General features: G+C 64.9%; 28 protein-coding genes and 2 tRNA genes. 13 read left to right on the forward strand and 17 right to left on the reverse strand.

Going from position 1 to position 25,870, the window contains the following annotated elements; all coding sequences use genetic code 11:
• Positions 1–56: 56 nt before the first annotated feature.
• From EJC47_RS11475 to EJC47_RS11490, 4 genes are read left to right on the forward strand one after another with little or no spacing between them, the layout of a single operon-like run.
• Positions 57–1,259, forward strand: a complete 1,203-nt coding sequence (locus EJC47_RS11475) for an efflux RND transporter periplasmic adaptor subunit (protein ID WP_260591553.1) — start codon at positions 57–59, stop codon at positions 1,257–1,259.
• A 12-nt stretch (positions 1,260–1,271) separates the two neighbouring features.
• Complete coding sequence (locus EJC47_RS11480) at positions 1,272–4,448, forward strand: efflux RND transporter permease subunit (protein WP_126847786.1); 3,177 nt, start codon at positions 1,272–1,274, stop codon at positions 4,446–4,448.
• Positions 4,445–5,917 (forward strand): efflux transporter outer membrane subunit, encoded by a 1,473-nt coding sequence (locus tag EJC47_RS11485; protein ID WP_260591554.1) that lies wholly within the window; start codon positions 4,445–4,447, stop codon positions 5,915–5,917. Before EJC47_RS11480 ends, EJC47_RS11485 begins: the two co-directional genes overlap by 4 nt.
• Entirely contained in the window at positions 5,917–6,738 is an 822-nt protein-coding gene (locus tag EJC47_RS11490; RefSeq protein WP_126847788.1) for an HpcH/HpaI aldolase/citrate lyase family protein, read from the forward strand. The genes EJC47_RS11485 and EJC47_RS11490 overlap by 1 nt, the downstream gene beginning before the upstream one ends.
• Positions 6,739–6,829: 91 nt before the next feature.
• Here the strand turns inward: EJC47_RS11490 and EJC47_RS11495 are convergent, their stop codons facing one another.
• The 3 genes from EJC47_RS11495 to EJC47_RS11505 are packed head-to-tail and all read right to left on the reverse strand — an operon-like array spanning position 6,830 to position 8,679.
• Positions 6,830–7,702 (reverse strand): S-methyl-5'-thioadenosine phosphorylase, encoded by an 873-nt coding sequence (locus EJC47_RS11495; RefSeq protein ID WP_126847790.1) that lies wholly within the window; start codon positions 7,700–7,702, stop codon positions 6,830–6,832.
• The gene (locus EJC47_RS11500; RefSeq protein ID WP_033965665.1) at positions 7,699–8,052 is read right to left on the reverse strand and encodes a hypothetical protein; all 354 of its coding nucleotides are present in this window, start codon (positions 8,050–8,052) and stop codon (positions 7,699–7,701) included. The genes EJC47_RS11495 and EJC47_RS11500 overlap by 4 nt, the downstream gene beginning before the upstream one ends.
• Before the next feature lie 3 nt (positions 8,053–8,055).
• A complete protein-coding gene (locus EJC47_RS11505; RefSeq protein WP_126847792.1) occupies positions 8,056–8,679 on the reverse strand; it encodes a DNA-3-methyladenine glycosylase family protein in 624 nt (207 codons plus the stop codon).
• Between the two features lie 73 nt (positions 8,680–8,752).
• On the opposite strand from EJC47_RS11505, the gene EJC47_RS11510 reads away from it, so the two are divergent.
• Positions 8,753–9,070, forward strand: coding sequence for a 2Fe-2S iron-sulfur cluster-binding protein (locus tag EJC47_RS11510; protein ID WP_126847794.1), 318 nt, complete (start codon positions 8,753–8,755; stop codon positions 9,068–9,070).
• Between the two features lie 35 nt (positions 9,071–9,105).
• Here the strand turns inward: EJC47_RS11510 and EJC47_RS11515 are convergent, their stop codons facing one another.
• From EJC47_RS11515 to EJC47_RS11525, 3 genes are all read right to left on the reverse strand, one after another.
• Positions 9,106–9,885 (reverse strand): hypothetical protein, encoded by a 780-nt coding sequence (locus EJC47_RS11515; protein ID WP_260591555.1) that lies wholly within the window; start codon positions 9,883–9,885, stop codon positions 9,106–9,108.
• Positions 9,886–9,899: 14 nt separating this feature from the next.
• Positions 9,900–10,643, reverse strand: a complete 744-nt coding sequence (rlmB, locus tag EJC47_RS11520) for a 23S rRNA (guanosine(2251)-2'-O)-methyltransferase RlmB (protein WP_126847796.1) — start codon at positions 10,641–10,643, stop codon at positions 9,900–9,902.
• 78 nt (positions 10,644–10,721) lie between these two features.
• Positions 10,722–12,332, reverse strand: a complete 1,611-nt coding sequence (locus EJC47_RS11525; RefSeq protein WP_033965661.1) for a M20/M25/M40 family metallo-hydrolase — start codon at positions 12,330–12,332, stop codon at positions 10,722–10,724.
• 181 nt (positions 12,333–12,513) lie between these two features.
• On the opposite strand from EJC47_RS11525, the gene EJC47_RS11530 reads away from it, so the two are divergent.
• Positions 12,514–12,599 (forward strand) — tRNA-Tyr (locus tag EJC47_RS11530).
• A 26-nt stretch (positions 12,600–12,625) separates the two neighbouring features.
• Positions 12,626–13,768 carry an aminotransferase gene (locus tag EJC47_RS11535; protein ID WP_126847798.1) on the forward strand — a complete coding sequence of 381 codons (1,143 nt, stop codon included), beginning with the start codon at positions 12,626–12,628 and terminating at the stop codon, positions 13,766–13,768.
• Between the two features lie 10 nt (positions 13,769–13,778).
• On the opposite strand, the gene mtnA is transcribed toward EJC47_RS11535, so the two are convergent.
• The 5 genes from mtnA to EJC47_RS11560 all read right to left on the reverse strand — a co-directional run bounded on the left by mtnA (position 13,779) and on the right by EJC47_RS11560 (position 16,693).
• Positions 13,779–14,810, reverse strand: a complete 1,032-nt coding sequence (gene mtnA, locus EJC47_RS11540) for an S-methyl-5-thioribose-1-phosphate isomerase (protein WP_126847800.1) — start codon at positions 14,808–14,810, stop codon at positions 13,779–13,781.
• A 9-nt stretch (positions 14,811–14,819) separates the two neighbouring features.
• The gene (gene mtnC / locus EJC47_RS11545; protein WP_033965659.1) at positions 14,820–15,449 is read right to left on the reverse strand and encodes an acireductone synthase; all 630 of its coding nucleotides are present in this window, start codon (positions 15,447–15,449) and stop codon (positions 14,820–14,822) included.
• Positions 15,446–15,988: a 1,2-dihydroxy-3-keto-5-methylthiopentene dioxygenase gene (locus tag EJC47_RS11550; RefSeq protein WP_033965658.1), complete on the reverse strand. Its 543-nt coding sequence runs from the start codon at positions 15,986–15,988 to the stop codon at positions 15,446–15,448. The genes mtnC and EJC47_RS11550 overlap by 4 nt, the downstream gene beginning before the upstream one ends.
• Complete coding sequence (locus tag EJC47_RS11555; RefSeq protein WP_126847802.1) at positions 15,985–16,599, reverse strand: methylthioribulose 1-phosphate dehydratase; 615 nt, start codon at positions 16,597–16,599, stop codon at positions 15,985–15,987. The genes EJC47_RS11550 and EJC47_RS11555 overlap by 4 nt, the downstream gene beginning before the upstream one ends.
• 20 nt (positions 16,600–16,619) lie before the next feature.
• Positions 16,620–16,693, reverse strand: a tRNA-Gly gene (locus EJC47_RS11560).
• A gap of 128 nt (positions 16,694–16,821) precedes the next feature.
• Between EJC47_RS11560 and rutB the strand changes: the two genes are divergently transcribed.
• The 5 genes from rutB (at position 16,822) to EJC47_RS11585 (ending at position 21,243) form a co-directional block, all read left to right on the forward strand.
• Positions 16,822–17,553 carry a pyrimidine utilization protein B gene (gene rutB / locus EJC47_RS11565; protein ID WP_126847805.1) on the forward strand — a complete coding sequence of 244 codons (732 nt, stop codon included), beginning with the start codon at positions 16,822–16,824 and terminating at the stop codon, positions 17,551–17,553.
• A gap of 4 nt (positions 17,554–17,557) precedes the next feature.
• On the forward strand, positions 17,558–17,941 hold the full coding sequence (gene rutC / locus EJC47_RS11570) for a pyrimidine utilization protein C (protein ID WP_033965598.1): 384 nt from the start codon (positions 17,558–17,560) through the stop codon (positions 17,939–17,941).
• Between the two features lie 40 nt (positions 17,942–17,981).
• The gene (gene rutD / locus EJC47_RS11575) at positions 17,982–18,782 is read left to right on the forward strand and encodes a pyrimidine utilization protein D (protein ID WP_126847807.1); all 801 of its coding nucleotides are present in this window, start codon (positions 17,982–17,984) and stop codon (positions 18,780–18,782) included.
• Positions 18,783–18,786: 4 nt separating this feature from the next.
• Positions 18,787–19,857: a pyrimidine utilization protein A gene (gene rutA / locus EJC47_RS11580; protein WP_033965596.1), complete on the forward strand. Its 1,071-nt coding sequence runs from the start codon at positions 18,787–18,789 to the stop codon at positions 19,855–19,857.
• 69 nt (positions 19,858–19,926) lie between these two features.
• The gene (locus EJC47_RS11585) at positions 19,927–21,243 is read left to right on the forward strand and encodes a methyltransferase family protein (protein ID WP_185867648.1); all 1,317 of its coding nucleotides are present in this window, start codon (positions 19,927–19,929) and stop codon (positions 21,241–21,243) included.
• A 57-nt stretch (positions 21,244–21,300) separates the two neighbouring features.
• Here the strand turns inward: EJC47_RS11585 and EJC47_RS11590 are convergent, their stop codons facing one another.
• The 3 genes from EJC47_RS11590 to EJC47_RS11600 all read right to left on the reverse strand — a co-directional run bounded on the left by EJC47_RS11590 (position 21,301) and on the right by EJC47_RS11600 (position 22,951).
• Positions 21,301–21,660, reverse strand: coding sequence for a BTAD domain-containing putative transcriptional regulator (locus EJC47_RS11590; protein WP_260591556.1), 360 nt, complete (start codon positions 21,658–21,660; stop codon positions 21,301–21,303).
• 153 nt (positions 21,661–21,813) lie between these two features.
• Entirely contained in the window at positions 21,814–22,233 is a 420-nt protein-coding gene (locus EJC47_RS11595; RefSeq protein ID WP_126847809.1) for an SgcJ/EcaC family oxidoreductase, read from the reverse strand.
• A 133-nt stretch (positions 22,234–22,366) separates the two neighbouring features.
• Positions 22,367–22,951 carry an NADPH-dependent FMN reductase gene (locus EJC47_RS11600; RefSeq protein WP_126847811.1) on the reverse strand — a complete coding sequence of 195 codons (585 nt, stop codon included), beginning with the start codon at positions 22,949–22,951 and terminating at the stop codon, positions 22,367–22,369.
• Positions 22,952–22,988: 37 nt separating this feature from the next.
• Here EJC47_RS11600 and EJC47_RS11605 point away from each other — a divergent pair, with 37 nt between their 5' ends.
• On the forward strand, positions 22,989–23,465 hold the full coding sequence (locus EJC47_RS11605; RefSeq protein WP_126847813.1) for a MarR family winged helix-turn-helix transcriptional regulator: 477 nt from the start codon (positions 22,989–22,991) through the stop codon (positions 23,463–23,465).
• Here EJC47_RS11605 and EJC47_RS11610 read toward each other — a convergent pair.
• The 3 genes from EJC47_RS11610 to EJC47_RS21030 form a co-directional block, all read right to left on the reverse strand.
• Positions 23,462–24,835, reverse strand: coding sequence for a glutamate--cysteine ligase (locus EJC47_RS11610; RefSeq protein ID WP_126847815.1), 1,374 nt, complete (start codon positions 24,833–24,835; stop codon positions 23,462–23,464). The two genes, EJC47_RS11605 and EJC47_RS11610, sit on opposite strands and share 4 nt — an antisense overlap.
• A gap of 63 nt (positions 24,836–24,898) precedes the next feature.
• Positions 24,899–25,639, reverse strand: coding sequence for a 16S rRNA (uracil(1498)-N(3))-methyltransferase (locus EJC47_RS11615; protein WP_126847817.1), 741 nt, complete (start codon positions 25,637–25,639; stop codon positions 24,899–24,901).
• 47 nt (positions 25,640–25,686) lie between these two features.
• A complete protein-coding gene (locus tag EJC47_RS21030; protein WP_185867649.1) occupies positions 25,687–25,845 on the reverse strand; it encodes a hypothetical protein in 159 nt (52 codons plus the stop codon).
• Between the last annotated feature and the right edge of the window lie 25 nt (positions 25,846–25,870).

The raw sequence follows: 25,870 nt of genomic DNA on the forward strand, positions 1-25,870 counted from the left end.
GGGCTGCGTGGCGGGGGTGCATTCAGACCATGATGCTCGTAGGGATCAAAGCGCCGATGACACCAATGCTTGGCCGTATGGGCTTGATCCCGTTTGCGACCGCGATTGTGGCCTTGTCCGCCTGTTCGTCAAAGGCACCGCCGCCACCGCCAACCCCGCAGGTCAGCGTAGCATTGCCGCTGCAACGCGATGTCGTCGACTGGGATGAATATGTCGGTCGGTTCGAGGCGATTCAGGACGTTCAACTGCTCCCACGCGTGTCCGGCACCATCGACCGGATCTTTTTTGCCAACGGTCAGCGCGTGCGGGCCGGTGAGGCGCTGTTCACGATCGATCCACGCCCTTATGCCGCCGCACTGGCGCAAGCGCGCGCCCAGGTTGCCAAGGCGCAGGCCGCGCTGACCAATGCGCAATCCGAATTGGCGCGCGCGGACAAGCTGTTGGCCGCCGAAGCGATCAGCAAGGAAGAATATGAGACCAAGCTTGCCGCGGTGCGCACCGCGCAGGCCGATTTGGGCGCTGGCCGCGCTAATGTGACGACGGCTGAGCTCAATCTTGGCTTCACCACGGTCCGTTCGCCGATCACCGGCGTCGTTTCGGATCGCCGCGTGAGCAAGGGCAATTACGCGACGGCGGCGACGACGGTGCTGACGCGCGTGGTGTCGACCGATCCGATCTGGTTCTCCTTCGAAGGCGCGGAGAGCTTTTACCTGAAATATCTGCGCCAGGCCAAAACGGGCGAGCGCGGCTCCTCCCGCAACACCCCCAATCCGGTCGAGGTCCAGCTCGGCGACGAGAAGGGGTATCGCTGGCATGGGCGCATGGAGTTCGTCGACAATGCGGTCGATCCCAATTCGGGCACGATCCGGGCGCATGCCGTCATCGCCAATCCCGAGGGTTTCTTGACGCCGGGGCTGTTCGGGCGGGCGCGGTTGCTCGGCTCGGGCCATTATCATGCGATGCTGGTGCCGGATGAGGCGATTCTCACCGACCAGACCCGCAAGCTGGTTTATGTCGTCGGCCAGGATGGCAAAGTCGTCGCGCGTCCGGTTGAAACCGGCCCGCAAGTGGAAGGGTTGCGCGTCGTCAAATCCGGCCTCGCACCGACCGAGCATGTCGTGATCGACGGCATTACGACGTTGCAACCGGGCATGGCGGTGAAGCAGAATTTGGTGAAGATGCGGCCAAAGGCGGCCGATACTGCGCCGCAATCCACCCAGGAAACAGCCCCGCCCGCTTCTGACGCAACCGCCAATTAAGGCCCCGCGCTCGTGAAATTTCCCCATTTCTTCATAGATCGGCCGATCTTCGCGGCGGTGCTGTCGATCCTGATCGTCGTGTTCGGCGTGGTCGTATATCCGTCCTTGCCGGTCGCGCAATATCCTCAGATCGCGCCGCCAACCGTGGTGGTGAGCGCGACCTTCCCCGGCGCGAATGCGGAAACGCTCGCCGAAACCGTCGCCGCGCCGCTCGAGGAATCGATCAACGGCGTTGAGAACATGATCTACATGTCCTCCTCGGCCACCGGGGACGGGTCGCTGGCGATTACCGTGACGTTCAAGCAAGGCACCAATGTCGATCAGGCACAGGTGCTGGTGCAGAACCGCGTCTCGACTGCGGAACCGCGCCTGCCCAACGAAGTCCGCCAGATCGGTGTGACGGTGCGCAAGAATTCGCCCGACATCCTGCTGGTGGTCGCGCTGACATCGCCCGACGGGTCGTTGAACGAATCCTACGTGTCGAATTATGCGACGACGCAAATCATCGACCGGATCTCGCGCATTCCCGGTGTCGGTGGCGTCCGCAGCTTCGGCGGGCGCGATTACAATATGCGGTTGTGGATCGATCCCGATCGCGCCGCCGCGCGCAATCTGACGGTCGATGAAATCGTCGCCGCTGTCAGCGCCCAGAACGTGCAGGTTGCCGCCGGTGCGGTGGGTGCTCCGCCGTTCAACCAGGGCGGCACCGCCTTCCAGCTTGGCATCCAGGCGACGGGGCGACTGACCACGCCCGATCAGTTCGGCGAAATCATCATCAAGCGCGACACGCAGGGGCGGCTGACGCGGCTGCGCGATGTCGCGCGGATCGAGCTGGGCGCGCAGGACTACACGATCAACGCCGCGCTCAACGGCAAGCACATGACCGCGCTCGGCATCACGCAATTGCCCGGATCGAATGCATTGAGCACGGCCGAAGCGGTGAAGGCCGAAGTCGCCCGTGCCGCGAAGAGCTTCCCGCCCGGCCTGAGCTATTCGATCCCGTATAATCCCACGGAATATATCCAGGCGTCGATCGAGGCGGTCGAGCATACGCTGGTCGAGGCGCTGGTGCTGGTCGCGCTGGTGGTTTTGCTGTTCCTGCAAAGTTGGCGCGCGGCGATCATCCCGATCGTGGCGATCCCGGTTTCGTTGATCGGCAGCTTGGCCGTGCTGGGCGGTTTCGGGTTCAGCCTCAACAACCTGTCGCTGTTCGGGATGGTGCTGGCGATCGGCATCGTGGTCGATGATGCGATCGTGGTGGTCGAGAATATCGAACGCTTGATGGAGGAGGAGGGGCTCTCGCCCCGCGAGGCCGCGCACAAGACGATGGACGAAGTGTCGGGCGCGCTGATCGCGATCGCGCTGGTGCTGTGCGGCGTGTTCATTCCGACCAGCTTCATTCCCGGCATTTCGGGGCAATTCTATCAGCAGTTCGCGCTGACGATCGTGTCGGCGACGGCGATTTCGGCGTTCGTGTCGTTGACGCTGTCGCCGGCGCTGGCGGCGATGGTGCTCAAGCCCAAGCATGATGGGGAGCCGAAGCCAGGTTGGCGCGGGTGGGGCACGCGCTTTGCGCGCGGTTTCAATCGCGGGTTCGATTGGCTGGGCCGCACCTTCGGCAAGTTCACCGCGCGCGCGGTTCGCAGCCTCGCGATCATCGGGATCGCCTACATCATCCTGATCGGCCTTGCCGGGTGGCGCTTCACCGCGACCGCGACCGGGTTCATTCCGGCGCAGGATCAGGGGTATTTGATCGTCGCGGCGCAATTGCCGCCGGGCTCTTCGCTGCAAAGGACGACCGAATTGATCCAGCGCGCGAGCGATATCGCGCGCAAGAACCCGGCAACGCGCGACACGGTCGCCTTTTCCGGCCTCGACGGTGCCACCTTCTCGACCGCCTCGAATGGCGGCGCGATGTTCATCACCCTGAAGCCCCGCGCGGATCGCGCCGATGCAACCCTTATCGCCAACCAGATGCGGCAAGCCTTCGCACCGCTTTCGGGCGGTTTGCTGTTGGTCATCCCGCCACCGCCCGTCGCCGGCATCGGCACGGGCGGCGGCTGGAAGATGCTGATCGAGGATCGCTCCAACCTCGGCTATAAGGCGTTGGAAGGGGCCGCCTTCGGCATGATGATGAAGGCCAACCAGACGCCGGGCATTACCTCTGCCTTCAACACGCGTACGCCGCGCCTGTTCGCCGATATCGATCGCGAACGGGCCGAGCAGATGGGCGTGCCGGTTTCGAACGTGTTCTCGACGCTCGGCACCTATCTCGGTTCGGCGTACATCAACGACTTCAACTATCTGGGGCGCACCTACCGGGTGACCGCGCAGGCCGACGCGCCGTATCGCGACCAGATTTCGGATGTCGGGCATTTGCGCACCCGATCGGCAGCCGGCAACATGGTGCCGCTCGACGCGGTGATGACGCTCCGCAACGATAGCGGCCCGTACCGCGTGGTACGCTACAACCTCTATCCCTCGGCCGAACTGCAGGGCGACACGGTGCCCGGTTATTCCTCGGGGCAGAGCTTGCAGACGATGGCACGGCTGGCCGATCAGATCCTGCCCAAGGGCATGAGCTACGAATGGACCGAAATCGCCTTCCAGCAAACGCAGGCGGGCAATACCGGCTCGCTGGTGTTCGGTTTGGCGGTGTTGTTCGTATTCCTGCTGTTGGCGGCCAATTATGAAAGCCTGGTGCTGCCCTTCGCCGTCATCCTGATCGTCCCGATGTGCCTGTTGGCGGCGATCGTTGGGGTGAACATCATGGGGATGGACAATAACATCCTGACGCAGATCGGCCTGGTCGTGCTGATCGGGCTTGCGGCGAAGAACGCGATCCTGATCGTCGAGTTTGCGCGCGCGAACGAAGACCAGGGTATGGAATTGCACGCGGCGGCCGAACACGCCGCCGAGCAGCGCTTGCGCCCGATCGTGATGACCTCGATTGCCTTCATCCTCGGCGTGTTGCCGCTGGTGATCAGTTCGGGACCTGGTTCGGAAATGCGTAAGGCACTGGGCGTGGCGGTGTTCTTCGGGATGATTGGCGTGACGACCTTTGGCCTGCTGTTCACGCCGAGCTTCTACGTCATCAGCCGCAAGGGGGGCGATTGGGTTGCCAGCAAGCTCCGCCGCAAGCCGCGTGTGGCGACGGCGGGCGACCACATCGAGGGTAATCCGGTATGACCCGCATGGTGCGTATCCTCGGCCTGGCGCTGCCGGCGCTGGCATTGTCGGCCTGCGTCGTCGGGCCCAATTACAGCCATCCCACGACGCCCGTTCCGGCCACGGGCGGCGGCTTTGTGGAAGCGAGCCACAACGCGGCGATTGCGGCAACGCCGCTGCCCGACCATTGGTGGCGGCTCTATGATGATCCGGCGGTCGACCGGCTGGTCACCGAGGCGCTGGCGCACAATACCGACATCCGCGTGGCCGCCGCCAATCTTGAGCGCGCGCGCGCGGTCTTGTCCGAACAGACGGGCGCGCGGCTACCGACGACCAGCCCGAGCGCGCAATATAGCCGCCAACAGGCCAATAGCGCGAGCGCGGCGGCCTTTGGCGGCGCTGCGGCCGCGCCGCAGACCTTTCGCTTCGATAGCTTCAAGCTGGGCTTCGATGCGTCATACGAGGTCGACCTGTTTGGCGGCGTGACGCGCGCGATCGAGGCCGCGCGCGGCGATGCCCAGGCGGCGCAAGCGCAACTCGATGCGGCGCGCGTGTCGGTCGCCGCCGAAACCGCCCGGGCCTATGCCAGCGCGTGCAGCAATGCCGCGCAACGCGCGGTCGCGATCGAGACGGTGGCGTTGCAACAGCGCACGCTTGGGCTGACCAACACGCTGTTCACCGCAGGGCGCGGCACGCGGCGCGATGTGGAGCGCGCCGACGTCCTGCTCGCGCAGACGCAGGCGAGCATTCCGGGCTTTGAGGCCGAACGCCGCGCGTCGCTTTATGCGCTGGCGGTGTTGACCGGTCTGCCGCCCGAGCAAGTCGATGCCGCTGCCGATGCGTGCAAGGCTCCGCCGACGATGCACACCGTGGTGCCCGTCGGTGATGGTGCGGCGTTGATCGCGCGCCGCCCCGATGTGCGCGCCGCCGAGCGTACGCTCGCGGCGGATACGGCGCGGGTCGGGGTGGCCGTGGCTGATCTCTATCCCAAGATCTCGTTGCTGGGCAGCATTGGCCTCAACGCCACGCGCGGCAGCCAGTTGTTCAAGAGCAGCGCGGCCAATTATTCATTCGGGCCGCTCATCTCGTGGAGCTTCCCTAACCAGACCGTCGCGCGCGCACGCATTCGCCAGGCGCGCGCCGGTGCCGATGCCAGCCTTGCGACATTCGATGGCAAGGTGCTCGGCGCGCTGAGCGAAGTGGAGCAAGCGCTCGCGCGCTATGCCGGGGCGCTGGAGCGCAACGCCGCTTTGCGCCGCGCCGAAGCGGCAAGCACTTCGGCGGCCAAGCTGTCGCAAGTGCGGTTCACTTATGGGGCGGACAGTTTTCTGCTGCTGATCGAGGCCGAGCGCGACCGGGCCGATGCGCGCGCCGCTTTGGCGCAATCGGATGCGGCGGTGGCCGATGCGCAGATCAGCCTGTTCAAGGCGCTGGGCGGTGGCTGGGAAGACGCGCCTGCGCCAACCCGGCGGGAGGCCGCGGCCCAATAATGCGCACGCTTCGCAGTGCCCTGTTCATGCCGGCGTCGAACGCGCGCGCGATCGAGAAGGCGCGGGGCCTGGCCTGCGATGCCGTGATTCTCGATCTGGAGGACGCCGTCGCGCCCGAGGCCAAAGCGAGCGCCCGTATTCAGGCGATGCAAGCGGCGGCGGATGGCGGGTTTGGCACGCGGACGTTGGCGCTGCGGATCAACGCATTCGATAGCGAATGGGGCATCGCCGATTGCGAGGCTGCGCGTGACGCCGGGTTCGACGCGATCGTCCTGCCCAAGGTGTCGCACCCCGATGATCTGTCGGCAGCGCGCGCACTGCTCGGCGAGGTTCCGCTGTGGGCGATGATCGAGACGTGCGCGGCGATGCTCGCATTGCCTGCGATCGCCGCGACGCGTGGGCTGGGCTGTCTGATCGCGGGTACTAACGATCTGGCCAAGGACATGCGCTGCACACCGGGTGCCGACCGCCTGCCGCTGCTGCCGCATCTGACCGCCATCGTGACGGCGGCCCGCGCGCATGGCCTGATCGCGCTCGACGGGGTGTCGAATGTGCTGGCCGAAACGCCCGAACTGGCGGCGGAATGCGCGCAGGGGGCGGCGTTCGGTTTCGATGGCAAGACGCTGATCCACCCGGCGCAAATCGCGCTCACCAACCGCGCCTTCGCGCCGTCGGCCGAGCGCGTTGCATGGGCGGAGGCGGTGATCGCGGCCTTTGCGCAGCCGGAAAACGCCGACAAAGGCGCGATCCGCGTCCAGGGCGAGATGGTCGAGCGGTTGCACCTGAGCGAAGCCGAGCGGATCGTCGCGCTCGCACGCTGAGCGGCCCCGGCGCAACCGCCTTTGTCCCTTCTTCATGGCTTTGTGTGAGAAAAGGCTCGCACGAAGACACAAAGCCACGAAGATAGCAGGGTTATTTGCCCAGCACGCGCCCGGCCACCGCATCCAGCATCGCCAGTACGCCCGGATCGCGCGACGCGGGGGCGGTGATCAGCGCGTGGTCGAGCACGGTGTCGAGCGGGGAGGGCGTGCGCTCGCTTGGCAGGGCTGCGACCAAAGCCGCCAACGCCTTGCGTGCGATTTCGCCGTTTGCGCCCATTTGCTTGATGACTTCGGCCACTTCGACGAACGCGGCTTCCTCGCGCCAGCAATCATAGTCGGTGACCATTCCGATCAGCGCATAGGGCATCTCCGCTTCGCGGGCGAGCTTGGCCTCGGGCATTGCGGTCATGCCGATCACGTCGGCACCCCATTGGCGGTAGAGGAGGCTTTCCGCGCGGCTGGAGAATTGCGGGCCTTCCATCGCCAGATAGGTGGCACCCTTGGTCACCGCGCCGCCTGCCGCTGTCACCGCCTCCGCCGCATAGCCCGACAGGCGCGGGCAGACCGGTTCGGCCATCGACACGTGCGCGACCATGCCGGTGCCGAAGAAGCTCGATGAACGCGCGACGGTGCGATCGATAAACTGATCGACCACCACGAAATGCCCCGGCGGCAATTCTTCGCGCAGCGACCCGATCGACGAAATGGCGACTATGTCGGTGCAGCCGCTGCGCTTCAGCGCGTCGATATTGGCGCGGAAGTTGAGCTCCGACGGGCTGATGCGATGCCCGCGTCCGTGGCGCGGCAGAAAGACGAGTTCGACGTCGCCGATCGACCCGAACAGCAATTCGTCCGACGGCTGCCCCCATGGCGTATCGACGCGGTGCCAGCGCGGATTGTGCAAGGCATCGATCGCGTACAGGCCCGATCCGCCGATGACGCCCAGTTTCCACTTTCCGCTCATGCGGGTTTCCCTTCCTGTGATTCCAGCCGTGCCAGCCACGCTTGCGCTTGCTTTGGTTCGCCGACGGCGTGTGCCGATACGGGGCCGCGCGATGCAACAAAATCCGCGTGGAGCGCAAAGGGCGGCATCGATAATTGTTCGCGCAGTTGATCGGCGGTTTCGCCCAATTCGGTCAGTTCCAGCACCGTCGGGGCCGCCTTGGCGGCGTGAGCCCGGTCTTTGGTGTGGCCGAACAAGCCCCACTGGCCCGCCGCCGTCCGCTGCAGCGCGGCGAGCAGCAGCGTGCGATATTCGGTTTCGATTTCGGCGCGACGGTCGTCGAGCCGGGCGAGGCGGTCTGCTTTTGCCATGGCTCAGACGACCGTCATGTCGCTTTGATAATGATGCCAGGCGAAGATCGCGGCGGCCCCACGGTGCGGACGCCACGGCTCGGCCAGGTCACGCACCAGCTTCTCGCTTGGGCGCGCCTCGTGGCCGAGGATACGGCCAATTTCAATTTGCACCGCCAGGTCGCCCGCCGGCCAGATGTCGGTCCGGCCTTCTGCGAACAGCAGATAGATTTCGGCGGACCAGCGCCCGATGCCCTTGACCGCGACCAGCTTGGCGATGGCTTCCTCGTCATCCGCAGGCAGATGGTGCAGATCGAGTTCGCCGCTCGCCACCAACGCCGCGAGGCTGCGCGCATAACCCGCTTTCTGGCGCGACAGGCCCGCCTCGCGCAGCGTCTCGTCGGTTGCGCCAGTGATATTGGCCGGGTCGTCGAGCGACCCGACCAGCCCTTCGAGCTTGTTCCAGACGCTCTGCGCGGCCTTGGTGCTGACTTGTTGCCCGATGATGGTGCGCAGCAGCGTGGCATAGCCCCGCTCGCGCAGGCGCGGCGCGGGATACCCGACGCGGGCGAGTGCGGCGGCAAAGGCTGGTTCCCGTTCCGCCAGCGCGTCCAGCGCGGTTTTCAACTGGTCGGCGCTGAGGCCCATGCGGTGATACCTTGATCGGGGCCGCTTCTGGCGGCATGGCGGTGGAGACAGTGGCTATCGCAAAGGATCGTTCATGCCCAAGCTTATCGTCGTGACCCGCGAAGGGGAAGAACGGGAGATCGAAGGCGATGCCGGCCTTTCGGTGATGGAAGTCATCCGCGACGCGGGGATCGATGAAATTCTGGCGCTGTGCGGCGGGTGCTGTTCATGCGCGACCTGCCACGTTCATGTCGACCCGGACTTTGCGGCCAAACTGCCCAAGATGAGCGAAGACGAGAACGATCTGCTCGATTCTTCGGCCGACCGCGACGCGACCTCGCGCCTGTCGTGCCAGATCGAACTGACCGATGCGCTGGACGGGTTGAAGGTCCGCATCGCCGCCGAGGATTGAGGCGGCAAGCGGGCGGCGCGGTCGCCGCCCGTACCCTATTTGAAGCGTAACACCGCCGTTGGTGCATCCTTGGTGGTCGGTGTCGCCTTCCACGTCACGGTCTTGCGCGTGCCCGTCGTCACCGCACCATCTTCCTGATTCTGGCTGACGATCTCGGCATCGGTATCGAGCGTGAAGGTGCCGTCGAGCTGGCTTGTCGGCCCCTTGTCGGTCATGCCGCCTGCCAGCCCCTTGCTGGCGTCGCTCTGATTGGCATAGCCCGGTGCCTTGATCCGCACCGTATTGTTCGCCCGCACTTCCAGCGCGATGAACGGAAACAGCACCTCCGCGTCCAGATTGTACGGCCACAGGAAGCCGCGATCGAGCGTGCCGGAAATGGCATAGTCGATGCTGAACTTGCCATCGCCGAGATAGCTCACCTTGCGATAGCCAATTTCCTTGGCGAGCGTCGCGGCGATCGCGCGGTTCTTGGCGTCGGTTGCGGCCTTGCCGTCGGTTTCGGCGGGCTTGGTGTCCTTCGGGACCGGTTTCTGCTTGGCGATTTTCTGGAGCGTGGGTTCTTCATCGTCGGTGGCGGCGGGGTCGGTCCCCTTGGCATCGCCGTCGCCGCCATCCTTCATACCCTTGGCGAACTCGCCGCCCAAATCGACCGCGATCACCTCCCCGACATAGGTGAAGGTGAAGTGCCGGTCGGCGTCGATCCGCAAGCTCGACACGAACGTGCCGGGGGTCAGCACGCAGCTGGCCAAGGCAAATGGCAAGAGCAGCACGCCCAGCAGCTTTAGCGTCAGCCGCCGCGCGAGACGTGCCGTCATGTCGAACCTCCCGTTCAGCGTGACGCCACCGCGTACAGCGCGATGGCCGCTGCGTTCGACACGTTCAGGCTTTCAACCTTATGGGAGATCGGCAAACGCGCAAGCTCGTCGCAATGCGATGCCGTATTCTGCCGCATGCCTTCGCCTTCGGCACCCAGCACCAGCGCGACGCGCTGCGTGCCCATTGCCTGGGTCAAGGTCTGCGTAGCCTCGCCGGTCAGCCCGACGCGCCAGAAACCGGCTTCAGCGATCTCCTCGAGCGCGCGCGCGAGGTTGACCACACGCACCCATGGCACGATTTCGAGCGCACCCGAGGCCGCCCGCGCGATCGTGCCCGATTCGGGTGGCGCATGCCGGTCGGGCGTGACGATGCCGAGCGCATCGAACGCGGCGGCCGAGCGCATGATCGCGCCGACATTGTGCGGGTCGGTCACCTGGTCGAGCACCAGCAACGGGCGCTGGTCGCCTTCGCCCTGCTGCAGCAAATCGCCGAGCCACATATCCTCCAGCGGATCGACCTCGGCGACCAGCCCCTGATGCGGGGCATCGCCCGGCACCAGCCGTGCGAGATCGGCAACATCGGCATAGACGATCGGGATCACCGGCGGGATTTCGAGGCTGGCGGCGGCCTCCCGCGTCACCCAGAGCTTGCGCACTACCCGTTCGGGGTTGGCGAGTGCTGCGGTGACGGCGTGGCGTCCCCAAAAACGGGGGCGACCGGCAGGGGCCTGTGACGGGCGATGTCCACGGCGAGCCATCAGTTGGTCTCCACGATCGAAGCGCGCAGCGCGCGCGCAGTAAGCATAAGGTCAAAGGCAAGCGGTACAGACACGGGTTTATTCATCCTCGTCGGAATAAGCGAAAGGCTCGGTCACCGCCGGTTTGGTCGGCAAGGGCGGGCGGGGCAGGGCCTTTTCGGCATTGGCGGCATTGACCAGGAACGACGCGAGAATGGTCGAGGCCTGGCGCATGTCATTGCCCTTCAAATGGTCGAAGGTGTCGATGCTGGAATGGTGGACGCGGCTGTCATAGTCGAGCGGATCCTGGATGAACTGGAAGCCGGGCGCGCCGACCGCCTGCATGAAGACATGGTCTGTGCCGCCGGTGGTGCGGATCACCACGTCCTTCGCCCCCATCGGGCCGAACGGGGCGAGCCACTCGCGGAAGATCGGCACCACCGCCGGATTGTTCTCGGCATAGATGCCGCGCACCTTGCCCGAGCCATTGTCGAGGTTGAAATACGCGGCCAGCTCGCCCCAGCCGGGCTTTGGCGTGATCGGCCAACGGTTGGACCAGCCCATGTACAGCGCAAGCCCGGTCTGTTTCGGGTCGCTCGGGTTGCCACGCGTGGCGAGGTGGCTTTCGACATAAGAAAGCGAGCCGAGCAAGCCCTGCTCCTCGCCCGCCCACAAGGCGAAGCGGATCGTGCGCTTGGGGCGGATGCCGGTTTTGGCGATGATCCGCGCGGCTTCCATCACCATTGCCGAGCCGGCACCATTGTCGGCAGCACCATCGCCCGCGACCCACGAATCGAGATGGGCACCGGCCATCACATAACCGGCCTTGGGATCGGAACCGGGGATTTCGGCGATGACGTTATAGGCGCGCGTGTCGCTATCGTCGAAGCGCACGTCGCTGTTGATCTCCACTGTCGGTGCAGGGCCGATCTTGGCGAGGCGGGCAAGGCGGCGATAATCCTCCGCTGCGATCTGAACTGCGGGCAGCGACGGCGTATCGCCGACCCCGAAGGTGTAGCCCTCGCCGCTGACGAGTTTGCCGTCGCGATACGCCATCGTCGCCATTGCGACCGCCCCCTCGCTCTTCAGGAAGGCATCGAGCTTCTTCGCAAAATCGAGGCGCTTCAGGCGGCGGTCGGCGGCTTCGGGATTGTAGGTGGGCTGTTGATATTGGTCGAGCTTGCCAAGTTCTTCGCCGGTATAGCGCTGGAAGGGAGCCTCGCCCGGTTCGGAGCCAGTGTTGGGCAGCGTGACCATGACGATCTTGCCCGACAGCTTGCCGCGCCACTTGTCGAAATCGCGCACGCGTGAAATCGGCGCGACGATGACCGGTGCCGCAATCGGCCCGTTGGTGCCGGGCGTCCACGCAATGGGGATCGCGGTGAGCTGGATCGGGCGCGGGGTCAGCATCTTCACGCTGGAACTGACGATGGACCAGCCGCGACCGAAATCGAAGCCTTCCTTGTGGACGTTCTTCAGCCCCCATTCGGTGAACTTCGCCTGGGTCCAGGTCTCCGCCGTGCGCATCGCGGGGGAATTGGTCATGCGCGGGCCGATCACGTCGGCGAGATGTTCTGCGGTCAGCATCACTTCGCTATGGGCAATGCCCTCGTCGATGATTCGCGTGGTTTGCGTGCGATCAACCGACTGGCCGAGCGCGGGCGCGGTGACGAGCGCTGCGCAGGTGGCAAGAAGCAAGACACGACGCATGATGAAACCCCCAACGAAAAATGACTGTGTCCGCGTGGGTATGCGCGGCGCGAGGCGCGTGCAAGGTCGCTCTTGTCGCAATGTGGTTGACCTTAGCCGTTGACAGGGGCGCATGTGGTCGGCATTGGCACGCCTCGCTTTTTTTGAAGCGACCATCCTTTCCCAAAGGATGCGCGCCTGGGGACAGGTGGCCGAGTGGTTAAAGGCAGCAGACTGTAAATCTGCCCGTGCAAGCGTACGCTGGTTCGAATCCAGCCCTGTCCACCAACCTTCTTGCCGGAAGGAAGCAAGCGATGAACTCGGTTTACACCGCGCTCGGCACCACCATTTTCGAAGCGATGTCGGCGCGTGCTCGGGCGACCGGCGCGATCAATCTTGGCCAGGGTTTCCCCGACGGGCGCGGCCCCGAGGATGTGCTCGCCGAAGCGGCGCGCGCGCTGATCGAGGAGTCGAACCAATATCCGCCGATGGCAGGCACGCCCGCGCTGCGGCAGGCGGTGGCGGACCATTACCGCGTGCATCAGGGGCTCGATCTCGATCCGAGCGAGGTAATCGTTACGTCTGGTGCGACCGAGGCGCTGGCAGCGGCGATCTTCGCTTTGGTGTCGCCGGGCGACGAAGTGGTGATGTTCCAGCCGCTCTACGACGCCTATCTGCCGCTGGTGCAGCGCGCCGGGGGCGTGGCGAAGCTGGTTCGGCTCGAGCCGCCTGAATGGCGCATCACCGCCGATGCGTTGGCGGCGGTGGCCAGCGACCGGACGCGGTTGGTGCTGCTCAATTCGCCGCTCAACCCGACGGGTACGATGATCGCGCCCGATGAACTCGCGTTGCTCGCCGATTTCTGTGTGAGCCATGATGCGATCGCGATCTGCGATGAAGTGTGGGAGCATGTCGTGTTCGACGGGCGGCACCACCGCTCGCTGATGGCGCAGCCCGGGATGCGGGCTCGCACGGTCAAGATCGGTTCGGCGGGCAAGATCTTCTCGCTGACGGGGTGGAAGGTCGGCTGGATGTGCGCCGCGCCCGCGATCTCCTCGGTGCTGGCCAAGGCGCATCAGTTCCTGACCTTCACCACGCCCCCCAATTTGCAGGCGGCGGCGGCGTTCGGGCTGGGCAAGGATATCGGGTATTTCGAGGACATGCGCGCGGGCTATCAGCGTTCGCGCGATCGTCTGGCGGCGGGGTTGACCGGACTCGGTTATAGCGTGCTGCCGAGTGCGGCGACCTATTTCCTCAATATCGACCTGATCGCCTCGGGCGTCGACATGGACGATGTCCTGTTCGCGCGCTGGCTGCTGGAGGAGGCGGGGGTGGCGACGATCCCGGTGTCTGCCTTTTATGCCGAGGACGCGGTACGGAGCGTCGTGCGACTGTGCTTCGCCAAGCAGGACGCGACGCTGGATGCTGCGCTGGAACGGATGGCGCGGCGACCGTGATGCGCTCGCGTCAAATCGTTTTCAGTAGCCCCCGCTCGGTCAGGTAGCCCGTCACCAGCCGCGCGGGCGTCACGTCGAAGGCCGGGTTCGCGGTGCTGGAGGCGGTGACGCGGATGCGCCCGCCTTCCCCTGCGACATGGGTCACTTCGTCGCCCGAGCGCTCCTCGATCGGAATGTCCGCCCCCGTCGCGGTGCTTGCGTCGAAGGTGGTGTAAGGCAAAGCGACATAGAAGGGCACGCCCGTGTCCTTTGCGGCGAGCGCCTTCAGATAGGTGCCGATCTTGTTGCAGACATCGCCATTGGCGGTCACGCGGTCGGTGCCGACGATGACGGCATCGACCTGGCCCGTCATCATCAAATGGCCACCGGCATTGTCGGCGATAACGGTGTGCGGCACGCCGTGCCCGGCCAGTTCGAACGCGGTGAGCAACGCGCCCTGGTTGCGTGGGCGGGTTTCGTCGACCCAGACATGCACTGGAATACCGGCGTCATGCGCCAGATAGATCGGCGCGGTAGCGGTGCCGTAATCGACCGTCGCCAGCCACCCTGCGTTGCAATGCGTCAGGATGTTGAGCGGACGATCCGGCTGCTTCGCATGAAGCGTGCGGAACAGCGCGAGGCCGTGTTCGCCGATCGCCTGGTTCAGCGCGACATCCTCGTCGCAAATGGCATCGGCGCGCGCGAACGCGGCTTGGGCACGGTCGGTGGCGGGGAGCGGGCGTACGGCCTCCATCACCTGATCGAGCGCCCATTTCAGATTGACCGCGGTCGGGCGCGAGTCGAGCAGCAGCGTGTAGGCCGCATCAAGCGCGCCGTCCGATCCGTCCTCCGCCAGTGCCATCGCCAGCCCATAGGCTGCGGTCGCACCGATCAGTGGCGCGCCGCGCGTCCACATCTCCCGGATTGCCCGCTCGGCATCGCGCGCTGAGCGGAGTTCGACCCATTTCACGGTCCACGGCAGTTCGCGCTGGTCAAGAATGCGCGCGCCGGCACCATCGGCGGTGCGCGTGATCGAGCGTTGATGCGTGCCTTGGAGGATCATCGCGGGTCCTTAAAAGAGATCGTCGAAGGTGATGATATCCCCGCCGTCGCCCGAGCGATCGATCAGTCGCGCGTTCATCCCCGCACCGCGTGCTGCTGCGATTTCCTCGGGCGTGTCCGACAGGAACAGCACCTCGCCCGGCGACATCCCGATCGCCGCGGCGATCCTGGCATAGGAGGAGGCCTCACGCTTCGGCCCGGTGGTGGTGTCGAAATAGCCCGAAAAGAGCGGGGTCAGATCACCTGCCTCACTATGTCCGAAAAGCAGTTTCTGCGCGGGCACTGAGCCGGACGAAAAGACGTAGAGCTTGATCCCCGCCGCGTGCCAGCGATGCAAGCCTGCGGCCGCATCGGGATAGATATGCCCGGTAAAAGCGCCGGAGGCATAGCCATCGGCCCAGATCATGCCTTGCAGCGCCTTGAGCGGGGTCGCCTTTCGATCTTCATCGATCCAGCGCAGCAGCGTGGCGACCGCGTCGCCGGGTTCGCTGGCGGCGACTTCGGCCAGGATCGGCGCGGTTTCCGCCGGGTGCGCCGCAATATAGTCGGCCAGGCGTGTACGGGCATACGGAAACAACACCTCCGCGACGAAGGCGATGCTTGACGTGGTGCCCTCGATATCGGTGAGGATCGCCTTCACGCGGTTGCGGGTTCCAGGCGCGGGAAGCGCTCGGCAATGTCGCTGCCGGTAAAGGCGGCGACCCAGCCATCGGGGTTCACGAACAGCCGGATCGCGGTAAAGCGCGGGGCTGCCCCCATATCGAACCAATGCCGCATCCCGGCTGGCACCGAGATCAAATCCCCCGCGCAGCACAGCATGTTGAACACGCGCCCGTCATGGTGGAGCGTGAACAGCCCTTCGCCGTCGATGAAGAAGCGCACTTCATCCTCGCCATGCGTGTGTTCGGACAGGAATTTTTCGCGCAGCGTCGCGCGGTCGGGATGATCGGGCGCGATCCGCGCGACATCGATCGACTGATAGCCGCCCTCTGCCGTCAGCCGCGCCACTTCGTCCGCATAGACCGTGAGCACATCGCTGTCGGTTGTGACGGGCTTGAGCGGCCAGCGTTCGAAGCGGACTCCCGCCTGCTGCAGTGTCGCCTCGATCTCAGCAGCGTCGGTGGTGTCGAGCAGCGGCGTCGCGGCATCATCCTCGGCAAAGACTTGCAGGCGGCTCATCGAAAGCTCCTTTCGGCCAGTTCGGCGGCGATCATCCATTCCACCGCCTCGATCACGCGCTCGGCCTCGGCCATGTCCTGGCCCCAGCCATACAAACCGTGGCTGCGGATGAGATAGGCCGGGATTGCACCCGGTGCCAGCAGGCGAGGGGTGATTGCCGCGTCGAGCACGGCCATGTCCTGGCTGTTGTCGACGATCGGCAGCACCGCCGATGTCTCATGCGTCACGATGCCGGGCAGGGCCTTCAGCATTTCGTGGCCGGTAAGGGTATATCCATCGCCTGGCGTCGCGCGGCTGAGGCCTACTGCGGTGGCCGAGTGGCTGTGCAGTATTGCGCCGCATGCGGGAAACAGACGGTATAGCGTCAGGTGCAGCGCGGTTTCGGCGGAGGGTTTCTTTCCGTCGAGCGACACGCCTTCGGCATCCACGCGCATCACATCGTCACGCGTCAGGCGTCCCTTGTGGCGACCGGATACGGTGACGGCGAAGCTGCCGTCGTCCAGCCGCGCCGAATAATTGCCCGATGTCGCGGGAGCCCAGCCTTTGCCATCAAGCCAGCGCCCGACCGCGACGATCGCGTCCTGCGCCTGGGGAAAGGAGATTGCGGTCATGCCTGTGCCGGGACACGGGCTGGAGCGGGTAACGGGAATCGAACCCGTGTATTCAGCTTGGAAGGCTGCTGTACTACCATTGTACTATACCCGCTCGCCGGCTGCGCGCGCTGCTGCGGCGATGGCTCCGGTTAGCGTGGGTAAGGCCGGTGCGCAAGATGCGGCCCTTGCACTTGTGCGACATCCACGACAGGATCGGACGCTTTCGCGAGGGAGTGTTGCGTGGCCGACGATCAGACCGTGATCTGCCCCGGCGGGGATGGCGACACGGCGGTGACGCTCCCGGCCCGGCCCGAGGCGTTGCGGCTCGCGCCCGAGCATACCGCCGTCGTGGTGATCGACATGCAGAACGCCTATGCCAGCAAGGGCGGCTATGTCGATTTGGCGGGTTTCGACATTTCGGGCGCGGCGGGGACGATCGGCAAGATCGCAACGGTGCTCGATACGGCGCGGGCTGCGGGCGTGCAGGTGGTGTTCCTGCAAAATGGCTGGGACCCCGAGTATCGCGAGGCGGGCGGGCCGGGTTCGCCCAACTGGCACAAATCGAACGCGCTGAAGACGATGCGCCAGCGCCCCGAACTGGCGGGCACCTTGCTGGCGCGCGGTGGGTGGGATTATGAGATCGTCGATGCGCTGACCCCGCAACCGGGCGACCTTCGCGTCCATAAGACGCGCTATTCGGCGTTCTTCAATTCGCAGCTGGATTCGACGCTGCGCTCGCGCGGCATTCGCAACATCGTGTTCGTCGGGATTGCCAGCAACGTCTGCGTCGAGAGCACGTTGCGCGATGGCTTCCATCTCGAATATTTCGGGGTGATGCTGGAGGATGCCACGCATCATCTCGGCCCGCCCGAAATGCAGGCGGCCAGCGTCTACAATGTCGAGAAATTCTTCGGCTGGGTCAGTACGGCCGCAGATTTCTGCGGGTCGTTCGGCCAGTCGCCCAAGGAGTAGGTTCATGCCCTTCGAAGCGATCAATCCCCCGCAATTCCCGACCCCGATCGCGCCGTATTCGGCCGGGGCCAAGGCGGGGAACACCGTCTATGTCTCGGGCGTGCTGGCGCTTGGCGAGGGCGGGGCGGTGCTGCATGTCGGCGATGCCGCCGCACAGACGCGGCATGTGCTGGACGTTATCAAGGTGACGCTGGAAGCGGCGGGCGCGACGCTGGAAGATGTCGCGATGAACCACATCTTCCTGAAAGACCTGGCCGATTATGCGGCCTTCAATGGCGTGTATGCCGAATATTTTCCGGGCGCAAAGCCTGCGCGCTACTGCATCCGCGCCGATCTGGTGAAGCCGGACTGCCTGGTGGAAATCGCCTCGGTCGCGCATCTTGGTTGAGATGCTCGGCACGCCATCGCTGTCGATGCAAGGCTGAATCATGCCGCACGCCGCAGGCCTGTATTACGAGACCCACGGCAGCGCCGCTGCGCCGCTGCTCCTCCTGTCGTCGGGCCTTGGCGGTTCGGCGAGCTATTGGGCACCCAATATCGCGGCGCTTGCCGAGCGCTATCACGTCATCGCCTATGACCATCGCGGGACTGGCCGCAGCGATCGCGCTTTGCCCGAAACGGTGTCGGTCGAGGACTTTGCCGCGGACATGCTAACGCTGCTCGACACGCTCGGCGTGGCGCGCGCGACGATCGTCGGCCATGCCGCGGGCGGTGTGGCGGCGCTGGCGCTGGCGCTGTTGGCACCGGAGCGGATCGACAAGCTCGTCGTGGTCAATGGCTGGGCGTCCCCCGATCCGCATTTCCTGCGCTGTTTCGACGCGCGGCTTGCATTGCTGCGCGATAGCGGTGTGGAGGCGTATCTGCGGGCGCAGCCGATCTTCCTGTATCCGGCCAACTGGATTTCGGCGCATCACGCGGCGCTGGAGGCGGAACTGCCCGCGCAACTGGCGCAGTTTCCGGGCGTCGCCACGATGGAAAAACGCATCGCCGCGCTGGCCACCTTCGACATCGCCGATCGCCTGCGTGAGATCCACCGGCCAGTGTTGGTCGTGTGTTCGGATGACGACATGCTGGTGCCGTCCAATGCCGGGGTCGCGCTTGCCAACGGTTTGCCGATCGCGGGTTTCTGCCGGGCGGAACGTGGCGGCCATGCGGTCAACGTGGTCGATCCGGATGCGTTCAACAGCTTCGTGCTCGCCTGGCTGGCGGGCGAAATCGCGGAAGGGTAACACCATGCAAGTCGGCGTCTTCGTCCCCATCAACAACAATGGCTGGTTGATTTCCGAAAACGCTCCGCAATACCTGCCGTCGTTCGATCTCAACAAGACGATCGCGCAGTCTGCGGAAAAGCATGGGCTCGATTTCCTGCTGTCGATGATCAAGCTGCGCGGTTTCGGGGGCAAGACCGAATTCTGGGAATATGGCCTGGAAAGCTTCACGCTGATGGCGGGGCTGGCGGCGGTGACCGAGAAGATCAAGATCTTCGCGACCTGCCCGACGCTCATCATCCCGCCCGCCTTCGCCGCGCGGATGTGCAACACGATCGATTCGATCAGTCATGGGCGGTTCGGGCTCAACCTCATCACCGGCTGGCAGCCGCCCGAATATACCCAGATGGGGCTGTGGCCCGGCGACGAGCATTTCCGCAATCGCTACACGATGCTCGATGAATATGCCCATATCCTGCGCGAATTGTGGGAAACCGGCGAGAGCGACTTCAAGGGCGATTATTATCAAATGGACGATTGTCGCGTCCGCCCGGTGCCGAGCGGCGACATGAAGATCATCTGCGCGGGCTCCTCCGATGACGGGCTCGCTTTCTCGGCGAAATGGGCGGATTATGCCTTCTGCCTGGGCAAGGGGGTGAACACGCCGACGGCGTTCGCGTCGAACAATGCGCGGCTGGCGGCGGCCACCGCAAAGACTGGGCGCGACGTGTCGATCTTCGTGCTTGTCATGATCATTGCCGCCGAAACCGATGAAGCGGCGATGGCGAAGTGGCAGTCCTATAATGACGGTGCCGATCTCGAGGCGATCGCCTGGCTGGCCGACCAGGGCGCGAAGGACACCCACAATAAGGACACCAACGTCCGCCAGCTTGCGGCACCGGAAGGGGCGGTCAACATCAATATGGGCACGCTGGTCGGCTCCTATGCCAATGTCGCGCGGATGCTCGACGAAATGGCAGCGGTGCCCAATACCGGCGGCGTGCTGCTGACCTTCGACGATTTCGTCGAAGGCGTGGAGGCATTTGGCACGCGCATTCAACCGTTGATGCAATGCCGTGCCGGGGTGGGGCGATAGCGGACTGCCGCCAGTTGCCGGGATTGTCCTTTACGCATCGCTAACCCTTCCTGCGCTACGCCGCCTGCGATGTTTCATGACACTGCCCTCGCGCGGGCCGCCAAGGCGGCCGATCCCCGCCCGGTCTCGGCGGTCAGCACTGGCTGCGGGTTGGCGGGTCTCGGCGGCCTGTTCCTGTGGGTCGCGATCGCGCGTTATTATGGCATGGACGGGCCCTATGCGGCGCTCGTCAATATCGCGGCCTGCGCGCTGCCGATGGTGCTGTGGGCGGTATTGGTCGACAAGGTCCACCGTCGCGCCTCGACCGGCATTGACTGGAGCACCCCGAAGCCGTGGCGTGAAACGCTCGATGTGTCGCTGACCAAGCTCGCGGGGTTGTGGGCGACCTGGGCGGGCATCGCGCTGATCTATGGCACCGGGCGCTTTTACTGGAGCAACCAATGGGGCGGCTTTCCCTTTGCGATGGCGTGTTTCGGCGTCGCCGCACCGCTGCTGCTGGTCGGTTCGATCCCCTATGTGCTGTGGATCGATCGTCGCCTGGTCGCGCCCAAGGATGGCGCTTGGGCGCTCGGCGCGTGGCTGATGGGGCTCGACGAGCCGATCGACCGTGAGGCGCTGTATAACCATTTGCGCAGTTGGGGCGTGAAGGCCTTTTTTCTGGCGTTCATGCTGGCGGTGGTGCCGCCGGGGTTCGCCGGGTTCATCCACGGGAATGTCGCGGAGGTGCTGCACAATCCGGTGGCGCTGGCCAATTGGTTGATCGGCTTCATGTTCGTGATCGACTGCGCGTTCGCGACGGCCGGCTATATCCTCACCTTCCGTCCACTCGATTCGCACATTCGCAGTGCAAACCCGTTTGCGGCGGCGTGGATGGCGGCGCTGATTTGTTACGCTCCCTTCACGCTGATGGCCGAAAACGGGCCGCTCGATTATCATCCCGGCACCTATGGCTCCGATGGCTGGTCGGTCTGGTTCGCCGGACATCCGGTGGTGCTGGTCGCGATCGGTACGGTGCTGGTCGGTTTGACGGCAATTTATGCCTGGGCGACGGTCGCGTTTGGTTTTCGCTTTTCCAACCTGACGCATCGCGGCATTTTGACGCACGGGCCTTATGCGTTTTCGCGCCACCCGGCCTATCTGTCGAAGAATTTGTTCTGGTGGATTTCGACCGTGCCCGTGCTGACGACGGGCTCCTGGCTCGACGCGGTGCGGGCGACGATCCTGCTGGGGGTGGTCAGCGGAGTCTATTATTGGCGTGCCAAGACCGAGGAGCGGCATCTCGGGATGGACCCGACGTATCGCGATTATTCGGAATGGATCGAGCGCAACGGGCTGGTGCCGCGTTTCTTCGCCTGGGTTGGCGGCAAGCGCACGGTCCGGGTCTAGCGCCGCGCGGTTTCGGGGCATCCGAGGATGCCCCGAGGGTCCGCAGTGTTCAGGCTATCAGCGGGAAGAGAGCTGGACCGGGCGCGCGGCGGCGCGGGCAAGCACGCGGTCGGCAATCTGATGCGACCAGATCGCGTCGCCCGTCGGCGTCTCCAGCATTTCATTGTCAAGCGCGCGGGCGCGACGGAAGGCGACCAGTGCCTCGGCCGTGCGCCCGCTTCGCAAATACGCAGCGGCCAGTTCGATATGGCGTCCGCCATCATCCGGGTTGAGCCGAACCCGCGTTTCCAGCGTCGTAATGGCGTCCGCATTCTGCGCGGCCGCACTGGCTGACGGCGTTGCTGCCGTCGGGTTCGCCACTGCCGGTGCCGACAGCGGCGCCAGGACAAGCAAGCTCAAAGCGATCATTTTGGTCATGGGGTTCATCCTCTCACCGAGTCATTCGGTTACAGAATGATGACACTTATGAGGCACTTTTGTGAAGTGGTATTTTTGGATGAGAAAAAGGCACGAGCTTTCCCGCCGGAAAACCGCGCTAAGGCATTCAAAAATGATAAAAATTCCGGGGCGTCAGCTCGCCCGCAAAATGTCCTTGCCGGTCGTCGGATCGGCGAGCGTGACATTTTCGGCCGCCTGGACGCGCCAATCGCCATCGCGGCGCGTGGCGATCGCGAGGATCAGCGTGTCGGCGACATGGGGGCCAGCGGGATGTGCGGCACCCGCGGTGAGCCGAGTCCAGAAATGCAGGATTGCCGCTTCCTCGCCGACCCAATCGATATCGGCTGGATCAACCCGTAACACCGAGTCGCTGTAGATCGTCTCATGGATGAAGCGGTGCCCGCCGACGATTTCGTCGATCCCGCGCCAATACATGGCGTAGCGGTTCACAAAAGTGGCATCCGGATGGAAGAGCGCGCCAAACGCGACCATGTCATGCGCGTTCCAGGCTGCTTCAAAGTGCTCGGTAATCCGTTCCGGATGATCGACCATGTTCATTCCCCCCCAGTGGTTGAATCTTTAGAGACCCAGACGATCATACCACTTCGATATGACGTTTTGAAAGAAAGAATCATCGTTGCTTACGACCATTCCGTGACGTGCCACGACCGGCGGTCGGCCCTCTTTATGCGCTCGTCGGCTGGTCGGTCGCATTGCGCGATTGGGACAGTTCGGTCAGCGCCGCGCGCACTTCCTCAATATGTGCGGCGAACGCCTCGGCAGGATCGATTTCGCCCGAATTGGCCTCGATCTGCATCCGTGACAGCCGCAGCGCTGGCCGCGTAGCGATCGGCCGTAACCCGATCCCTTCGCACACCTCCTGCAATTGCGCGGCCGCCTTGCCGCCGCCATGCCCGCCATAGGACACGATCATCACCGGCTTGTCGGCCCATTCGCGATAGAGGTGGTCGATCGCGTTTTTCAGCGCGGCCGGATAACCCCAATTATATTGCGGTGTGACGAAGACAAACGCCGCCGCGCTTGCGATCTTCCGGCTCCATTCGAGGGTCAATGCCGAGGCGTAACTGGCGCGCTGCGGCATTTCCGCCTCATCATCCATCGGCAACGGCCAGTCGCGCAGATCGACGACTTCGTAGGCGTCATCGCTTTGCGCGCGGCCCAGCGTCGCGACCCATTGCGCAATGTGCGGGGAGATCCGGCGCGGTCTTACGCTGCCGGCGATGACGAGCGTGGGAGATGTGTGTATCATACAGTCTTTATGCCACTTTGTAGGCTTGGGGTAAAGAGTGTATAATACAGGTAGTATCGATACCGTCGCTCGCGCGCTCGTTGATCTGCTGGGCTTTTTCGGCAGCCCGCAGCGCGTGGACCTGTTGCTGAAAGAGGCGGATGTGGAGATCGACCGCGCGCTGGTGCCGCTGCTGGTGGCGATCGCCACGCGCGGCACGCTGAGCGTGGCGGCGCTGGCCGATCAGGTCGGGCGGGACTCGACGACGGTCAGCCGCCAGCTTGCCAAGCTCGCGCAACTGGGCCTGGTCGCGAAAGGTGCTGGAGAAAGCGACAGGCGAATCCGGATGGTTACGCTCTCGCCTGCGGGCGAGGGTCTGGCGCGCTCGGTTGCGGCCGCGCGGCAGCGCTTGCTGGCGCGCGCGCTTGCCGCTTGGAGTGAGGATGACTTGGCCGACCTTGGCCGCTTGAACGCGAAGTTTGTGGAGTCCCTCGCCCACGCCGCGCAGGCGGGGAGCGAAGCAAAGCGCGGCTAGAACCGCAGCTCGTCATACACTTTCGACACGTCGCCATTCCAGACGCCGTGATATTTCTCCAGCAGCAGTTCGGCGGGCACCTTGCCGCTGCGGACGATCTCGCGCAGCGGATCGAGGAAGCCGGTTTCGTTGCTGCCGCTCGAATCGGTGCGGCCCCGTGCGGTGAGGCCCGCGCTGGCGATGTCGATCACCTCGCCCGCAATCGCGCGCAAGGTGCGCCCGCCTGCGATCGGCGCATCGAGGCCGAGCTTGGGCACGGCATCGCGCAGCGCCTGGCGTTCCTCGATCGTCCAATGCTTGACCACATCCCACGCCGCATCGAGCGCGCCCTGATCGTAGAGCAGTCCGACCCACAAAGCCGGCAGCGCGCAGATCCGCCCCCATGGCCCGCCATCGGCCCCGCGCATTTCGAGGAAGGTCTTCAGCCGCACCTCGGGGAAGGCGGTGGAGAGGTGGTCATTCCAATCGTCGAGCGTCGGCTTCTCGCCGGGCAGGACCGACAATTCGCCCTTCAGGAAATCGCGGAAGGACAGGCCCGCAGCATCGAGATAGCGACCGTCGCGATAGACGAAGTACATCGGCACATCGAGCGCGTATTCGGTGTAGCGATCATATCCAAAACCGTCCTCGAACACGAACGGCAACATGCCGGTGCGCGCGGGATCGGTGTCGGACCAGATGTGGCTGCGGTACGACAGCATCCCGTTGGGTTTGCCCTCGGTGAAGGGCGAATTGGCGAACAAGGCGGTGGCGAGCGGTTGCAGCGCCAACCCGACGCGGAACTTCTGCACCATGTCGGCTTCGGAACTGTAATCGAGGTTCACCTGGATCGTGCAGGTGCGCAGCATCATGTCGAGGCCCATGCTGCCGACGCGCGGCATGTGGCGCAGCATGATCGCATAGCGGCCCTTGGGCATGATCGGCAGCTCGGCGCGGGTCTTGTCGGGCCACATGCCGAGGCCGAGGAAACCGATGCCGAATTTGTCGCCGATCGTCTTGATCTGCTGCAGATGCCGCCCGGTCTCGGCGCAGGTCTGGTGCAGATTTTCGAGCGGGGCACCCGACAGTTCGAACTGGCCGGCCGGTTCGAGGCTGATCGATCCGTCGGTGCCGTTCAGCGCGATGACGTTGCCGCCTTCCAGCACGGGTTCCCAACCGAATGCGGTCAACGCGTCCAGCAAATCCCGAATGCCGCCCTTTTCGGTGTAGCTCGGCGCGTGATGATCGCTATCGGCATAGACGAACTTCTCATGCTCGGTGCCAATCCGCCAGCGATCGGGAGCCTTCTCGCCCCGCGCGAAGCTGGCGACGAGCTGGTCGCGCGATTCGATCACGGGAGAGCTCTTTTTGGTTTCGGGGCGCGTGGTCATGATCGCGCCTTAGCGCCGCCTGAGGCCGCCCGCCAGCGCGTTTCGTTTAGCTACCGATGCGCCTCACCAATCGCCGCGCGCGGCCATCCACAGCGCGACCGCCGCCGCCGCTGCCGTGTCCGCGCGCAGAATGCGCGGGCCCAGGCCGATGGCGACAGCACTTGGCACGGCTCGGATCGCGGCGCGTTCGTCATCGTCGAAGCCGCCTTCAGGACCGATCAGGATCGCTGCCGCACCACTTGCCGCGCGCATTGCTGCCAAAGCGGGCGCACCGCCAGTTTCGTCGGCGAAGAACAGCGCGCGGTCTGCGGGCCAGTCGCGCAGCAGGGCGGACAGCTTCACTGGCTCGGTCAGCTCGGGCACCGCCGTGCGACCGCATTGTTCGGCCGCCTCGATCATATGCGCGCGAAGCCGCTCGCCATTCAATCGGTCGACGATCGTGCGGCGGGTCAGCACCGGTATGAGGCGCGCGACGCCAAGCTCGCACGCTTTCTCGGCGACCCAGTCGATCCGGCCTTTCTTGATCGGGGCGGCGCACAGCCACAGATCGGGCACCGTCTCGGCCTCGCGCAGCTTTTGGGTGACGTCGAGCATGAGGTCGCGCTTGCCGACACTGGCGGCGACGCCGAGCCACTCGCCCGATGTGCCGTCGAACAGCTTGACCGGATCGCCCGCCTTCATCCGCATCACGCTGACCAGATAGTGTGCTTGCGGGCCATCGACGCGTAGCGGGCCGAGGCCGAGCGGTGTCTCGACGAACAGCCGCGGGGTCGATTGCGGGGGCCAGGCGGGGGTGGCGGGCATGGCTGCGCCTTAGAGCAGGGGCGTGGGGCCTGGCAAATCGGCGGCGTTCACTTGCGTCCCTGCCACAGCGCCCGCAGCGCCACGGCGAACAGGGCGAGCCCCACCACCGCCAGCATCGCCCATCCCGCCATCACGCCGACGCCGCGCGCCACCGCCCACAGCAACGCCTCGAAGAACCGCCCGATCGCGACGGAGAGATGGATCACGCTGCCCGCCTTTGGAAAACCGCGC

Origin of the sequence: Sphingomonas sp. TF3 (genome assembly GCF_003985085.1) — a bacterium.
GTDB lineage: Bacteria > Pseudomonadota > Alphaproteobacteria > Sphingomonadales > Sphingomonadaceae > Sphingomonas.

Bases quoted from the DNA above. Each gene is read 5' to 3' on its own strand.
- EJC47_RS11590 (WP_260591556.1), bottom strand. From the start codon at position 21,660: ATGACCAAAATGATCGCTTTGAGCTTGCTTGTCCTGGCGCCGCTGTCG.
- EJC47_RS11595 (WP_126847809.1), bottom strand. From the start codon at position 22,233: ATGGTCGATCATCCGGAACGGATTACCGAGCACTTTGAAGCAGCCTGG.
- rutC (WP_033965598.1), top strand. From the start codon at position 17,558: ATGCCCTTCGAAGCGATCAATCCCCCGCAATTCCCGACCCCGATCGCG.
- EJC47_RS11585 (WP_185867648.1), top strand. From the start codon at position 19,927: ATGTTTCATGACACTGCCCTCGCGCGGGCCGCCAAGGCGGCCGATCCC.
- EJC47_RS11610 (WP_126847815.1), bottom strand. From the start codon at position 24,835: ATGACCACGCGCCCCGAAACCAAAAAGAGCTCTCCCGTGATCGAATCG.
- rutA (WP_033965596.1), top strand. From the start codon at position 18,787: ATGCAAGTCGGCGTCTTCGTCCCCATCAACAACAATGGCTGGTTGATT.
- mtnA (WP_126847800.1), bottom strand. From the start codon at position 14,810: ATGATCCTCCAAGGCACGCATCAACGCTCGATCACGCGCACCGCCGAT.
- EJC47_RS11550 (WP_033965658.1), bottom strand. From the start codon at position 15,988: ATGAGCCGCCTGCAAGTCTTTGCCGAGGATGATGCCGCGACGCCGCTG.
- rlmB (WP_126847796.1), bottom strand. From the start codon at position 10,643: ATGGCTCGCCGTGGACATCGCCCGTCACAGGCCCCTGCCGGTCGCCCC.
- EJC47_RS11555 (WP_126847802.1), bottom strand. From the start codon at position 16,599: ATGACCGCAATCTCCTTTCCCCAGGCGCAGGACGCGATCGTCGCGGTC.
- EJC47_RS11495 (WP_126847790.1), bottom strand. From the start codon at position 7,702: ATGAGCGGAAAGTGGAAACTGGGCGTCATCGGCGGATCGGGCCTGTAC.
- EJC47_RS11490 (WP_126847788.1), top strand. From the start codon at position 5,917: ATGCGCACGCTTCGCAGTGCCCTGTTCATGCCGGCGTCGAACGCGCGC.
- rutD (WP_126847807.1), top strand. From the start codon at position 17,982: ATGCCGCACGCCGCAGGCCTGTATTACGAGACCCACGGCAGCGCCGCT.
- EJC47_RS11505 (WP_126847792.1), bottom strand. From the start codon at position 8,679: ATGGGCCTCAGCGCCGACCAGTTGAAAACCGCGCTGGACGCGCTGGCG.
- EJC47_RS11535 (WP_126847798.1), top strand. From the start codon at position 12,626: ATGAACTCGGTTTACACCGCGCTCGGCACCACCATTTTCGAAGCGATG.
- EJC47_RS11615 (WP_126847817.1), bottom strand. From the start codon at position 25,639: ATGCCCGCCACCCCCGCCTGGCCCCCGCAATCGACCCCGCGGCTGTTC.
- EJC47_RS11485 (WP_260591554.1), top strand. From the start codon at position 4,445: ATGACCCGCATGGTGCGTATCCTCGGCCTGGCGCTGCCGGCGCTGGCA.
- EJC47_RS11525 (WP_033965661.1), bottom strand. From the start codon at position 12,332: ATGCGTCGTGTCTTGCTTCTTGCCACCTGCGCAGCGCTCGTCACCGCG.
- EJC47_RS11500 (WP_033965665.1), bottom strand. From the start codon at position 8,052: ATGGCAAAAGCAGACCGCCTCGCCCGGCTCGACGACCGTCGCGCCGAA.
- EJC47_RS11600 (WP_126847811.1), bottom strand. From the start codon at position 22,951: ATGATACACACATCTCCCACGCTCGTCATCGCCGGCAGCGTAAGACCG.
- EJC47_RS11515 (WP_260591555.1), bottom strand. From the start codon at position 9,885: ATGACGGCACGTCTCGCGCGGCGGCTGACGCTAAAGCTGCTGGGCGTG.
- EJC47_RS11510 (WP_126847794.1), top strand. From the start codon at position 8,753: ATGCCCAAGCTTATCGTCGTGACCCGCGAAGGGGAAGAACGGGAGATC.
- EJC47_RS11475 (WP_260591553.1), top strand. From the start codon at position 57: ATGACACCAATGCTTGGCCGTATGGGCTTGATCCCGTTTGCGACCGCG.